Genomic DNA, 13109 nt, shown 5'->3' with positions numbered 1-13109 from the left:
GATAGGGAAGATGGGTAAAGATCCTATTGTTACAAAAACCACTTCAACAGGACAGCATCATTTAAGATTTCTAAAATATGAAGGTCTTGCAATTCTTTAAATTTTTCGGCTTCCAAGCGCTGATTTTGAGCGGTTTGAACGGTTGCGCGGCCGGTCCGGCACCGGCAGCCCCTGCCGAAACCCTCCTTTCGGCAGCCCAAATGGACCAGGTGGGCAGGCGAATCTGGCAGAATGAGTGTGGCGGAACTGTGGCCGGGCTGACGAGTTGGAACGGCGGGGAGGAGTTTGCCTCGCTGGGCATTGGCCATTTCATCTGGTACCCGCAGGGGCGCAGCGGACCGTTTCAGGAAAGCTTCCCGCCTCTGCTGGCTTTTCTGAACGCCCGAGGCATTGCCACCCCGGCCTGGGCACGAGGCGCCTGCCCCTGGCCCACGAAAGCTGCCTTTGACGCGGATAAGAATGGCGAAAGACAGCAGGAACTGCGCGCGCTGCTGAGCCGCACCGTGAGACAGCAGACGGAATTCATCATGGCGCGCATGGAGGCGTCTCTGCCCAAGATGCTGGCTCAATCACGGAATCCTTCCAACGTGCAGTGGTCTTTCAACGGGCTGAAACAGACGCCCGAAGGTTCCTTCTGCCTCATCGATTATGTGAACTTCAAGGGCGAGGGAACTAGTTCAAAAGAACGCTATCAGGGCCAGGGCTGGGGACTTCTGCAAGTGCTGGAGGAAATGCCGCGCGAGAAAACCGTGGGGCAGATGCCGGGTGCGTTTGCTGAAGCAGCCAAGCGCGTGCTGAGCCGCCGTGTGGCCAATGCCCCGGCTGACCGCAAGGAGCAGCGCTGGCTGGCCGGGTGGCACAACCGCTGCGATGGCTACCGACGGAAACTTTGAGGCAGACTAGTCCTCTTTACGCTCGATTTTGATCTTCGGCATGGTGCCGAAAATCTTGTCGATGGTGTCGGTGAGGATGTTGCCGTTCATCTCCTTCGAATGGCGCAGGGCAAGGCCCGTGACGAAGGCGAAGACAAACAGGCCGGTGACGATAATGCCGGTCATGCACCCACTTTCCGTGGTGTCCGGGTAGCTGCCGGCCGCAGGCTTGCCGTAGGCTCGACGCACCGGGCTGAGCCCGCTCCTGGCTTTGACCCCGGGGGAAGGAGGTTCGTCATTGATGGTGGGCGCGGGTGCTGGCAGCGACTTGGGAAAACGGGGGCCAGCCATGGGTTTCTCCTCCAGGACCTCGGGGGCGTCTCCGGAATAGAACACGGCCTGCACATCTCCGAAGCCCACGCGATCTCCGTCCTTGAGCAGGGCTTCTTCGATCTCCGCGCCGTTCACGCGGGTGCCATTGCTGGAACCGAGGTCCTGCACGAAGACGCCTTTGTCTGTTTCCTTGAGAATGGCATGCCTGCCCGAAGACGAGGGGCACGTGAGCACTACATTGCTATCAGGATGTCTCCCGATGGTGGTGACATCGCTTTCCAGTTTGTGAACGAGCGTAGTGCCGTCCTCCATGTAAAAAACTACAGAGGCCATGAATGCTGTGGATAAAAAGGGGGTGAAGGATCGTAAAACCTGGATGAGGCACGAACAGCCGAACAGAAACTTGGGATTTTCCTGATGCAACGGCTATGTTCGCGTGAGAGAGTGAATTTATCCGCCTAACGTGTCATGCGCACACCCGCCGCCCCTACCTCCCTTTTTTGCACCGTAATTTGCACCTTGATGCTGCTCAGCCCCATGGTCTGGCTGCATGCCGGCGAGCAGGAGGATGCCGAGAAAGCCGCCAGCGCCCTGGCTTATGACCAGGAGGCGGAAGGCTACAACATCCGTGCGGAGGTGGTGACGAAAACCCTGGAAGCCAAGCTGGGCAAGGCCACGCGCATGCAGCTTTACAAGGGCAACGAGTACTGCTTCTGCGTGGCGGTGCCGAAAGGCTCCGGTGTGCACATCACGGGCGCGGTGCTGGACCTCGAAGGCAAGCCTGCGGGCGAGATCCTGCCCGTGCTGGACGGCTGGGGCTTTGTGCTCTTCTACAAACCGAAGAAAACCGGCATGTACATGATCGCCGTTCATCAGACGGACCAGGGCAAACGCAAGGAAGTGCCCGTCTCGATGGCGACCGGCTACAAATGATCAGCCCACTTTGAAGCTGCCGTCGGGCATCTTTTTGAACGTGTGAAGCGCGCCGCCATCCGCCGAATGATGGGTGAAGGTGAGGGCCTCCGCAGTGATCTGCAGATGAGTGAAGCCGTGGACGTCTTTGCCGAAGGGCGCCTCGTGCTTGCCGTCCAGCTTGCGGGTCCGCGCACCGCCACCGCCTGAGAGCAGATGGGAGGTGAAGAGGCCCTTCATCTCCAGATGCTGCAGATCGTGGTCGTGACCGCAGAGGTAGGCGTGAACCTGGTGCTTCTGAAACAGCGGCTCCCACTGCGCGATGAGCTGCTTGGTATCGCCGTGGTCGCCGTTCGAATAGAGCGGATGATGGCCCACCACGATGGTGAAGGGCGCGCGGGGCTTGGCCAGCTCCGCCTCCAGCCAGGCGAGCTGCTCTTTTTCCTCCGCCTCAGTCAGAGCACCACGCGGCTTTTTGGTCTTCTTGTCCACGCCGCCGGAGATGGCAGGAAAATTGGTGTCGAGGCAGATGAAGGTGACCAAGGGCTTGCCCACGGGACCCAGATCGAAGCGATACCACTTCGAGGGCAGCTTCCAGCGAACGCCGGGCTGCGACGCGTAGGCCAGCTGCACCTTCTCGCCGCCGGCGTTATCGTGGTAGTCGTGGTTTCCCAGCACCGCCCACATCGGTCCGGGGAAGACGCTGGACGGGTACATGGCCTCGATGTCCTTCTGCCAGCGCGGAGAGTCCACCTTGAAGCCTTCTTTGACGCCGCCGTAAAAATTGTCTCCGATGAGAAGCAGGCCCTCCGGCTTCATGCCATTGTCTTTGACAAACTTCTGCATGGCGGCCGCCACCTTGGCCTGGTCCGCACCGCCTGTGCCGAAATCGCCGATCATGAGCAGGTGCAGCGCATCCTGGGCGATCTCCGCCGAGGCCTGGTCCGGACGCAAGTTCAGGGCGAGAGCTGCGGAAGAGCAAAAGAGAGTCTGAATGGCGCGGCGGCGGGAAAGGAGCGAGGGATTCATCGTGCTGGCTGAAACGCGAGGCCTATGCACTTTCTCTCACCCATGCGTTTCGCCTTTCTGCTTCTGCTTCTCTGCGGTTGTTCCCGTGATGACCCGCCGGTCGCTCTCGGGGGGCGCACCATGGGTACCACGTGGAGTCTCAAAGTTTATTCCCCCACTTATCGGACAGTCAGCCCAAGCTTTGTTCAGACCAAGATTCAGCACCAGCTCGATGAGTGGGAAAACATTCTCAGCCATTGGAGGCCTGATTCCGCCGTCTCACGCTTCAATGCCTCCTCCAGCACGGACTGGATCTCTGTTCCCGGGGAACTCGTCGAGGTCGTTGAACTCGCGCAGCAAATCGGCAATGAAACCGACCATGCGCTGGACATAACGCTCGCGCCTCTCATCGATTTGTGGGGCTTTGGCGCCACTGGCAGGCGTGAAGTGCCGCCGACCGAGGCCGAGATCGCCAAGGCTAAAGCGCAATGCGGGTGGCAGCGCCTGCACACCCGCCACGAGCCCCCTGCCCTGCGTAAAGACATTCCCGAATTGCGCATCAATGTCAGTGCGGTCGCGGAAGGCTGGGCTATGGACAAAATAGCACGACAGCTCGAACTGATCGAGCTGTCGAATTTCCTGTTCGAAATCGGCGGTGAAGTCCTCGCCCGGGGTGAGTGGAGGGTGGGTGTGCAAACACCTGCGGCGCCGCCAGGAGAGGCCGCGCACACGTTGCTGCTCAAAAACCAGTCCATCGCCACCAGCGGCGTCTATCGCCAGCACTTTGGAGCGGCTGGCAAGGAATACTCCCACATCCTCGATCCGCGCAATGGCCGTCCCATTGAACACAGCCTCGAGTCCGTCACGGTGGTGGACGATTTTGCCGCGCAGGCTGACGGCTTCGCCACCGCCCTGATGGTTCTGGGTCCGAAGGAAGGACGGCGCGTGGCGGCACAATACCACCTGAATGTCGTCTGGTTTGAACACAAAAAATGAAGCCTTGCCCGAAAACATCGTTGCCCTGAACGCTCCTCTCGCTGCTATCATCTGTTTCCCCCCGCATGTTTTACGTCGCTGAAGATCACGAAGAAGGAATGACCGGCCGCGTCTCGCGACCGCCGCTGGCGCCGCGCATGCACCATGCCTTCTCGCATGAGGGCAAGATGGCCTCGTCTCCGCAGTTTGAATATCGACCGCAGCAGCAGCGCATGGCGGAGCTGGTGGGAGCGGCGCTGGATGGCAACCACGCCTTTGTGTGTGAGGCTGCGACAGGAGTCGGCAAGTCGCTGGCGTACCTGGTGCCAGCCGTCACGTTTGCCCTGGAGCAGAAGCGCAAGGCCATCATCTGCACGCACACGATCAACCTGCAGGAGCAGCTGATCTCGAAGGACATTCCCATCGTCAAACAGCTCGTGGGAAATTTCCACGCTGAGATTCTCAAAGGCAGGGGAAACTACATCTGCCCCACGCGGCTCAAGCGGGCGCTCAATGAATCAGCCGATCTTTTTTCCAGCTCTGAAGCGGGCGAATTGAAAATGCTGCTCGACTGGGTGGCTGAAACGGAAGACGGCACGCTGAGCGATCTGGACTTCACGCCGAGCGCACGCGTGTGGTCGCTCGTGTGCAGCGAGCCGCATGCCTGCACGCCGCGCCGCTGCCCGCCTGGCAGCCGCTGCTGGTACCAGGATGTGCGCCGCCGCATGGAGCAGGCGGACGTGGTGGTGCTGAACCACACGCTCTTCTTTACGCTGCTGGCCTCCGCGGATGAAACCACCGCTGAGGACTGCAACTTCCTCTTCCCGCGTGACTTCGTCATTTTGGATGAGGCGCACACCATTGAAAACGTGGCGGCGAAAGCCTTTGGGCTGCACATCAGTGAATCGAACATCAAATTCGAGCTTGGCCGCCTGCACAATCCGCGGAGCCGCAAAGGCTTCTTCCAGCTCGTGGGTGACAAGGATGGCGTGCGCGAAGTTTTGCAGACACTCGATCACGTGGAGAACTTCTTCCGCGATGCCGAGGCCGCGTGCAAATTCAACGCGCTGGGGCGCGAATTTCGCGTGCGTGAGGCGGGGCTGATTGAAGACACGCTGAGCCTGCCGCTGCAACGCCTCGCCCTGCGTGCGCAGAAAGCGGGCGATGCCGTGGACCGCGAAGGGACGAAGCTGGAACTGCTCGACCTCGCCAAACGGCTCACCAACATCCGCGTGGGCATCAAGGCCTTCTTGGATCAGGAGAATGAAGACCACGTGCACTGGGTGGAGCGCACGAACACGGACAACCGCATCGTGTCCTTCCACACCGCGCCGGTGGATGTGGCGCCGCGCCTGCGGCAGATCTTCTTTGCCAGCAACAAGGCCTGCGTTTTCACCAGCGCCACGCTGGGCATCGGCGCGGACGAAGAGCTGAACTACTTCCGCAACCGCGTCGGCGCTGAAGACGCACGCGCCGCGTGCATCGAGAGCCCGTTTGATTTCAAGAAGCAGATGAAGCTCTACCTGCTGAAGAAGATGCCGCAGCCGAGCGAGCCGGGCTATCTCGACAAGCTGGAGCACTGGATCACCCATTTCATCGATCTGAGCATCGGCCGCGCCTTCATCCTCTTCACCAGCTACAGCCAGATGACCTCGCTGGCGGACAAGCTGGAAGAGCACTGCGAGAAGCGCGGCTGGCGGCTGCTCGTACAGGGCCGCGGCATGCCACGGCATCAGATGCTCGCCGAATTCAAGAACGACACCCACAGCGTGCTCTGCGGCACCGACAGCTTCTGGACCGGCGTGGATGTGCCGGGCGAAGCTCTGAGCAATGTGATCATCACGCGCCTGCCGTTCGCGGTGCCGGATCATCCGCTGACCGCGTCGCGCATCGAGCATCTGGAAGAGCAGGGTCTTAACGCCTTTACCGAATACAGTGTGCCGGAAGCCATCCTCAAACTGCGCCAGGGCGTGGGCCGCCTCATCCGCACCGCAACGGACAAAGGCATCTGCGCCATTCTGGACAACCGGATTTTGACGAAGCCGTATGGACGCGCGTTTCTGGCGTCTCTGCCGGAGTGTCCGACGGAGATCATGCAGTGAGTTTCGATCTTCCTCTTCGTCCTACTCCTCCTCTTCCTCCCTTTCTGGAGCTCCGGAATCCGGGAGGAGGAGAAAGATGGTGATGCTCTACATCACGGGAACAGTCCGCGCATCTGCTTGGCCTCATGCACGCGCTGGATGCCGAGGCTCAGTGCAGCAAAGCGCATGCTGACGCCGCGCTTCTTGCTGAAGTTCAGCGCCTGCACAAAGGCGTGCTCGAGGATGCGGTAGAGTTTGCTCATCACTTCGCCCTCATCCCAGAAGAAGCTTTGCAGATCCTGCACCCACTCGAAGTAGGAAACGATCACGCCGCCGGCGTTGCAGAGAATGTCGGGGATCACGAAGATTTCAGGACGCTGCGCGATGATGGCATCGGCTTCCGGCGTCGTAGGCCCGTTGGCGCCTTCGGCGAGAATGCGGCACTGGATTTTTGCGGCGTTGTCTCCGGTGATCTGGCGCTCCATGGCGGCGGGAACCAGCACATCGCAGGGAGTGACAAGAAGCTGCTCGTTGGTGATGGCATCCGCCCCGTCAAAGCCGACGATGCTGCGCGTTTTGGCCACATGCTCGTCGAGCTTGGCGAGGTCGATGCCGTTCGCATTGTACAAACCGCCGAAGGCATCGCTCACGGCGATGACCTTGAGGCCCATCCGGGAGAGCGAGGCGGCGGCCACACCGCCCACATTGCCGTAACCCTGCACCACCGCCGTAGCGCCCTGGGCATTGATGCCCACGGTGTCCATGGCGCGTGAGATCAAATAAGCCACGCCGCGACCGGTGGATTCCTTACGGCCCAGAGAACCGCCCAGGCTCACCGGCTTGCCCGTCACCACTGCTGGAACACAGTGGCCGGTTTGAAGGGAATACGTGTCCATCATCCACGCCATGGTCTGCTCATTGGTGCCCATGTCCGGGGCAGGAATGTCGATTTGAGGACCGATGAAGGGGATCAGTTCCTGAGTGTAGCGGCGCGTCACGCGCTCCAGTTCACCGAGCGAAAGCGAGCGCGGATCGCAGGTGACGCCGCCTTTGGCGCCGCCGTAGGGCAGGCCGGTGAGGGCGCATTTCCAGCTCATCCACATGGCCAGCGCGCCCACTTCACCAAGCGTCACGTCCGGATGAAAACGCACACCGCCCTTGGTGGGCCCAAGCGTGAGGTGGTGCTGCACGCGGTAGCCCATGAAGACGGTGGTGCTGCCGTCATCCCGCCGCACGGGCATGGCCACGCTCACAGCTCGCTTGGGCATTTTCAGGCGGTCACGTGCACTCTCGGGAATCTCCAAAAAGTCGGCCACCAAATCAAACTGCTGGCAGGCCATGCGAAAAATCGGCGTGTCATAAACTTGCGGGATCGTGTTGCTCATGGTGCCTCTAATTACGCGCAGCGGTCCTTTTTTGCCATGCAGAAAATTGGTGTCTTGACAGTGCGGGCCGTCTCCGAACTAAATCGCCTGCATGCCCGCCGCCAAAGCACCCACCAGCCTCCGCCGTCTCTTCGATGAGATCGGCACCGTCGATCACGTCGGCATCGAGGAGCGCGTGGCAAAGTTCACCACGCGCAGCCTCAAGAAAAACTCGAAAGTCTTCGGACTGCGCCTCGCGGTTTCGATGGTGGATCTGACCACTCTCGAAGGCAAAGACACTCCCGGCAAAGTGGCCTCGCTGTGCCAGAAGGCGCTGCGCCCCCATGATATCGGCGATATTCCAGCCACCGCCGCCGTGTGCGTTTACCCCTCCATGGTGAAACATGCGAAGAAGCACGTCGGCGGCACATCGGTGAGAATTGCCTCCGTCGCCACCGCCTTCCCGAGCGGGCAGGCCCCGCTGAAAACACGCCTCGCGGAAGTGCATGCCGCCGTGAACGACGGCGCAGATGAAATCGACATGGTGATCAACCGTGGTGCTTTTCTCAGCGGCGAATTCGGCCGCATGCAGGATGAAATCGCAGCTGTGGTGGAGGCCTGCGGAGAAGCCACGCTCAAGGTCATTCTCGAAGTCAGCGAACTCGAAACCTACGACAACATCCGCGCTGCCAGCTTCCTGGCCATGCGCGTGATACGCCCCGGCGACTTCATCAAGACGAGCACCGGCAAGACCTCCTCCAATGCCACGCTCGGCAACAACCAGGTGATGCTGGAGGCCATTCGTGATCACTTCCTCGATACAGGAGTCCCGATTGCCATGAAACCTGCCGGCGGCATCCGCACGGCCAAGCAAGCGCTGCATTTCCTCATCGCTGTCAAAGAAACCCTCGGTGACGAATGGCTCACCAACCGCCGCTACCGCTTTGGCGCCTCCGCGTTGCTGAACGATCTCGTGCGCCAGTTCGAAAAGGAACGCACCGGTGTGTATCAGGCGCCATGGAATTTCAGCGAAGCCACCGAAGGTTATTGATTTCGTATGCCCAAGACCTCTGCCAAAACAAACCCCGCCCGCGAACTCGTCTTCGGCGATCTCTGGGACTACGATCCCGCGCCCGAAACCGCGGACCCGAAGCTGAAGAAACGGTATGACCTGTTCATCAACGGCGAGTTCGTTGCGCCACGTGCCGGCAAGTACTTCGCCACGATCAATCCGGCGCATGAAACGAAAATCGCCGACATCGCGCAGGCAGAGTCTGCTGATGTGGATGCGGCCTGCAAGGCGGCGCAGAAGGCATTTGCGAACGTGTGGAGCAAGATGCCGGGCAAAGAGCGGGGCAAATACCTGTATCGTATTGCACGGCTGCTGCAGGATCATGCGCGGGAGTTTGCCATCGCGGAGACGCTGGATGGCGGGAAGCCGATCAAGGAATCTCGCGATTTCGATGTGCCGATGGCAGCGGCGCATTTCTTCTATCATGCGGGCTGGGCGGACAAGCTGGAGCATCTCGCACCCGGCAGGCAGATTGCGCCGCATGGCGTGGTGGGGCAGGTCATCCCGTGGAATTTTCCGCTGCTCATGCTCGCGTGGAAGATCGCCCCGGCGCTCGCGGCAGGCAATTGTGTGGTGCTGAAACCGGCGGAGACCACCAGCATCACCGCGTTCAAGTTTGGCGAGATCTGCCAGGAAGCCGGCCTGCCCGATGGCGTGGTGAACATCATCAGCGGCGCTGCCGAAACCGGTGCGGCGGTGATCAATCATCCGCTGACGACGAAGGTGGCCTTCACCGGCAGCACCGAGGTGGGCAAGAGCATCCTGCGCAGCCTTGCAGGCACGGACAAAAAGCTGACGCTCGAACTCGGCGGCAAAGCCGCGAACATCGTCTTCGATGATGCGCCGCTGGACCAGGCCGTGGAGGGCATCGTGAACGGCATCTTTTTCAATCAAGGCCACGTCTGCTGCGCCGGCTCACGCCTGCTCGTTCAGGAAAGCATTGCCGATGCGGTGCTGGCCAAACTCAGGCGTCGGATCGCCACACTTCGAGTGGGCGACCCCATGGACAAGAACACCGACCTCGGCGCGATCAACAGCCGCGAGCAGCTCACGAAGATCGCTGACCTCGTCCAAAGCGGTGTGACCGAAGGCGCTGAGATGTACGACAACGGCTGCAAACTTCCCGCGAAAGGATTCTACTTCCGTCCTACTATTTTCACCAATGTGAGCATGAGCCAGCGCATCGCGCGCGAAGAAATCTTCGGCCCTGTGCTCAGCATTCTCACCTTCCGCACGCCCGAGGAAGCCGTCGAAAAAGCCAACAACACTCCCTACGGCCTCAGCGCCGGCGTGTGGACCGACAAAGGCAGCCGCATCCTCAAGCTCAGCACCCAGCTCAAAGCTGGCGTCGTCTGGGCCAACACCTACAACAAGTTTGACCCCACCAGCCCCTTCGGCGGATACAAGGAAAGCGGCTTTGGCCGTGAAGGCGGGAAGCAGGGATTGCTCGATTACTGCATCGTCCAATGAGAATTCACATCACCAAAACTCCCAAGTGCTACGTCGGCGGTGCCTTCATCCGCAGTGAGAGCGGACGCGTGACGGAACTCTGCGACTCCTCCGGCGCGTTCTTCGCCAACATCCCACAATGCACCCGCAAGGATCTGCGCAATGCCGTGGAAGCTGCCGCGAAAGCGGGGCCGGGCTGGGCCAAGCGCTCCGCTTTCAATCGCGGACAGATCTTGTACCGGCTCGCGGAAATGATGGAGGCACGCGCAGCTGAGCTGGCTGAAGCGGTGATGCTGGGTGGCGCTTCGAAAGCCCAGGCCACGCGCGAAGTCTCCGCCAGCATCGAGCGCGTGATACATTATGCAGGCTGGACGGACAAGTATGAGCAGGTGCTCGGCAGTGTGAACCCGGTGGCTTCTGCGCATTTCAATTTCACGGTCACGGAACCCATGGGCATCATCGGCATCATCGCGCCTGATGAGTCACCGCTGCTCGCGCTGATCTCCCTGATCCTGCCCGCCATCACCAGCGGCAACTGTGTTATCGCACTGGCCAGCAATACTCAGCCTTATCCCAGCATCCTGCTCGGCGAGATGCTGGCCACCTGCGATCTCCCCGGCGGTGTGGTCAATCTTCTCACCGGCCAGCGCAGCGAAATGCTCCCCACCTTTGCCACCCACGAGCACCTGCGCGCGCTAAGCGGTGCCGTGAATGCCGCAGACCGCAAAGCCCTCAAACTCGGCGCGGCCGAAAGCGTGAAGCGCGTGTCTTTGCTCAAAGCCGAGGAACCCATCGACTGGTTTGCCGGCACACAGCAGGGCGTGGAGCAAATCCGCGCGCTGGTCGAGTTTAAGACGACATGGCATCCCGTGGGGGCTTGAAGTTGCTAACGTGGACTTGCGCGTCAAAAATGTCGCCTCCATGACCGCCTACCAATCTCTCTGCGACGTTGTTTCTGAAATCTCCCTGCTGACCTCCACGGAGGCGGTGCTGAGCTGGGACCAGGAGACCTACATGCCGGCGCATTCGCTGGACCATCGGGCGCGGCAGATGGCGTATCTCACGGGCAAGGCGCATGCGCTGCTGACCTCGAAGAAAACGCTGAAGCTGCTGGAAAGCGCCGAGGCCGAGATGCCGGAAAACCCGACGCAGGCGGCGAACGTGCGCGGACTGCGCCGCGACATCAACCGTGCGACGAAGCTGCCGCAGAAGCTCGTGGAGGAGGAGAGCAACGTCTGCGCCCATGCAAAGGCGGCGTGGGTGGAGGCACGGGAGAAATCTGACTTCGTCATGTTTGCGCCGCATCTGGAGAAAGTGCTCGGCATCGCGCGCAAGAAGGCGGACCTGTTTGGCTACGGCGACGAGCCGTATGACGCGCTGCTGGACCTCTACGAGCGCGGCGCGAAGACGCGCGAGGTGGCGGCGCTGTTTGAAAAGCTGCGCCCGCAGCTGGCCGAGATCGCCCGCGAGGCGGTGGCAAAATCCGCCAAGGTAAAACGGGGTGCGCTGAAAGGGCGCTACCCCATCGAGAAGCAGCAGATCCTGAACCGCGAGATCGCGGAGAGCCTGGGCTTTGATTTCGAGGCCGGCCGCATCGACACCACAGCGCACCCTTTCTGCACCACGCTCGGGCCAGGCGATGTGCGCCTGACCACGCGCTATGATGAGACGGATTTCCTCTCCTCGCTCTTTGGCGTGATGCACGAAGCAGGCCACGGCTTGTACGAGCAGGGGCTGCCAGGGCTGGACTACGGCCTGCCGAGCGGCAGCGCAGCCTCGCTGGGCATCCACGAGTCACAAAGCCGCCTGTGGGAGAACCACGTGGGCCGCAGCCATCTGTTCTGGGAGAAGTGGCTGCCGCGTGTGCAGGAGCTCTTCCCACACCTGCGCAAGGTGAAGCCGGAGGCCTTCATGAAGGAAATGCGGCGCAGCGAGTTCAGCTTCATCCGCGTGGAGGCGGACGAGGCCACGTACGACCTGCACATCCTCCTGCGCTTCGGCATCGAGCGCCGCCTGGTGAAGGGCGAGCTGACCGTGCATGACGTGCCCAAAGTGTGGAACGAGGAATACCGCGAGTTGTTTGGCATGACACCGCCGGACGACCGCCACGGCTGCCTGCAGGACATCCACTGGAGCATGGGCGGGCTAGGCTACTTTGCCACTTACACGCTCGGAAATCTGAATGCCGCCCAGCTTTTCGCCACGGCGAAAAAGCAGCGCAAGATCGCCAGCGCGCTGGAGAAATGCGACTACGCCCCGCTGCTGCAGTGGCTGCGCGCCAATGTGCACAGCAAGGGCGCGGCGCTGCTGCCGGGAGAGATCATGGAGCAGGCCACCGGCAAGCCGACCGATGCCAAGTGGCACATCAAGCACCTGCGCGAGCGCTATCTGGCCTAGCCCTGGCGCACATGCCGGATGAGTCCGATCATGACGCCCTGAATGAGCAGCTCCCGTGCCGGCAGCAGATCGGGAAACTCCGGATTCTCCGCCTTCAGGTAGGGCTGGGAGTCCTTGACAATGTAGCGTTTCAAGGTGCTCTCGCCATCAATGAGCGCAGCGACGATGTCACGCGGCCGCGGCTCGCGGATTTCGAGAATGACGAGGTCGCCATCGCCAATGAGAGCGCCGATCATCGACTCGCCACGCACTTGCAGCGCAAAGCTTTTGGCGGAGCGTGGGATGCCGAGCGTATTCACATCGACGGAGATGCACCGGTCCGCATTCTGCACCATGTCCGCGGCAGCCATGCCGGCAGGGATCTGGCCGAAGACCGGAATGTCCACGATTTCAGCGCGGTCAAGGTCCTCCGGAAAGACCACCGCACGAGCCTTGTGAGGGTGGCGCTGGATGACACCTTTCTTCTCCAGCGCGCGCAGATGGCTCATGGCGGCGGTCTGGCTGGAGAAACCGAAATGACGCTGGATGTCACGCGTGGAAGGCATGACGCCGTTGGATCGCTGGTAGCTGCGCAGGTACTCGAGGAGTTCCTGCTGGCGGGCCGTGAGCCGGGAATCGGTGTCGATGAACATGGGAAGAGAGGCTG

12 protein-coding genes are annotated in these 13109 nt (G+C 61.0%); 8 read left to right on the top strand and 4 right to left on the bottom strand.

What is annotated here, in order from left to right; genetic code table 11:
- Positions 1-77 precede the first annotated feature (77 nt).
- The gene (locus tag ACILSO_RS19410; protein ID WP_395739107.1) at positions 78-893 is read left to right on the top strand and encodes a hypothetical protein; all 816 of its coding nucleotides are present in this window, start codon (positions 78-80) and stop codon (positions 891-893) included.
- 6 nt (positions 894-899) lie between these two features.
- Here the strand turns inward: ACILSO_RS19410 and ACILSO_RS19405 are convergent, their stop codons facing one another.
- Positions 900-1538 carry an FHA domain-containing protein gene (locus tag ACILSO_RS19405; protein ID WP_395739106.1) on the bottom strand — a complete coding sequence of 213 codons (639 nt, stop codon included), beginning with the start codon at positions 1536-1538 and terminating at the stop codon, positions 900-902.
- A 186-nt stretch (positions 1539-1724) separates the two neighbouring features.
- Here ACILSO_RS19405 and ACILSO_RS19400 point away from each other — a divergent pair, with 186 nt between their 5' ends.
- Positions 1725-2138, top strand: coding sequence for a hypothetical protein (locus ACILSO_RS19400; protein WP_395739105.1), 414 nt, complete (start codon positions 1725-1727; stop codon positions 2136-2138).
- Here the strand turns inward: ACILSO_RS19400 and ACILSO_RS19395 are convergent, their stop codons facing one another.
- The gene (locus ACILSO_RS19395; protein ID WP_395739104.1) at positions 2139-3146 is read right to left on the bottom strand and encodes a metallophosphoesterase; all 1008 of its coding nucleotides are present in this window, start codon (positions 3144-3146) and stop codon (positions 2139-2141) included.
- 42 nt (positions 3147-3188) lie between these two features.
- Between ACILSO_RS19395 and ACILSO_RS19390 the strand changes: the two genes are divergently transcribed.
- A complete protein-coding gene (locus ACILSO_RS19390) occupies positions 3189-4121 on the top strand; it encodes an FAD:protein FMN transferase (protein ID WP_395739103.1) in 933 nt (310 codons plus the stop codon).
- A 65-nt stretch (positions 4122-4186) separates the two neighbouring features.
- Complete coding sequence (locus ACILSO_RS19385) at positions 4187-6202, top strand: ATP-dependent DNA helicase (protein WP_395739102.1); 2016 nt, start codon at positions 4187-4189, stop codon at positions 6200-6202.
- 92 nt (positions 6203-6294) lie between these two features.
- Here the strand turns inward: ACILSO_RS19385 and ACILSO_RS19380 are convergent, their stop codons facing one another.
- Positions 6295-7566 (bottom strand): Glu/Leu/Phe/Val dehydrogenase, encoded by a 1272-nt coding sequence (locus tag ACILSO_RS19380; RefSeq protein WP_395739101.1) that lies wholly within the window; start codon positions 7564-7566, stop codon positions 6295-6297.
- Between the two features lie 91 nt (positions 7567-7657).
- Between ACILSO_RS19380 and deoC the strand changes: the two genes are divergently transcribed.
- From deoC to ACILSO_RS19360, 4 genes are read left to right on the top strand one after another with little or no spacing between them, the layout of a single operon-like run.
- Positions 7658-8596, top strand: coding sequence for a deoxyribose-phosphate aldolase (gene deoC / locus ACILSO_RS19375; protein ID WP_395739100.1), 939 nt, complete (start codon positions 7658-7660; stop codon positions 8594-8596).
- Between the two features lie 6 nt (positions 8597-8602).
- Positions 8603-10087 carry an aldehyde dehydrogenase family protein gene (locus ACILSO_RS19370; protein ID WP_395739099.1) on the top strand — a complete coding sequence of 495 codons (1485 nt, stop codon included), beginning with the start codon at positions 8603-8605 and terminating at the stop codon, positions 10085-10087.
- Complete coding sequence (locus ACILSO_RS19365; protein ID WP_395739098.1) at positions 10084-10947, top strand: aldehyde dehydrogenase family protein; 864 nt, start codon at positions 10084-10086, stop codon at positions 10945-10947. The genes ACILSO_RS19370 and ACILSO_RS19365 overlap by 4 nt, the downstream gene beginning before the upstream one ends.
- Positions 10948-10987: 40 nt before the next feature.
- A complete protein-coding gene (locus ACILSO_RS19360) occupies positions 10988-12463 on the top strand; it encodes a carboxypeptidase M32 (RefSeq protein ID WP_395739097.1) in 1476 nt (491 codons plus the stop codon).
- Here the strand turns inward: ACILSO_RS19360 and lexA are convergent.
- Positions 12460-13095, bottom strand: coding sequence for a transcriptional repressor LexA (gene lexA / locus ACILSO_RS19355; RefSeq protein ID WP_395739096.1), 636 nt, complete (start codon positions 13093-13095; stop codon positions 12460-12462). The genes ACILSO_RS19360 and lexA overlap by 4 nt on opposite strands.
- Positions 13096-13109 lie beyond the last annotated feature (14 nt).

The sequence above is a fragment of the Prosthecobacter sp. genome (assembly GCF_044226605.1).
Lineage (GTDB): Bacteria > Verrucomicrobiota > Verrucomicrobiia > Verrucomicrobiales > Verrucomicrobiaceae > Prosthecobacter.
Note: the sequence above shows the minus strand (reverse complement) of the source record. Positions and strands in the feature narration are given on the sequence as shown.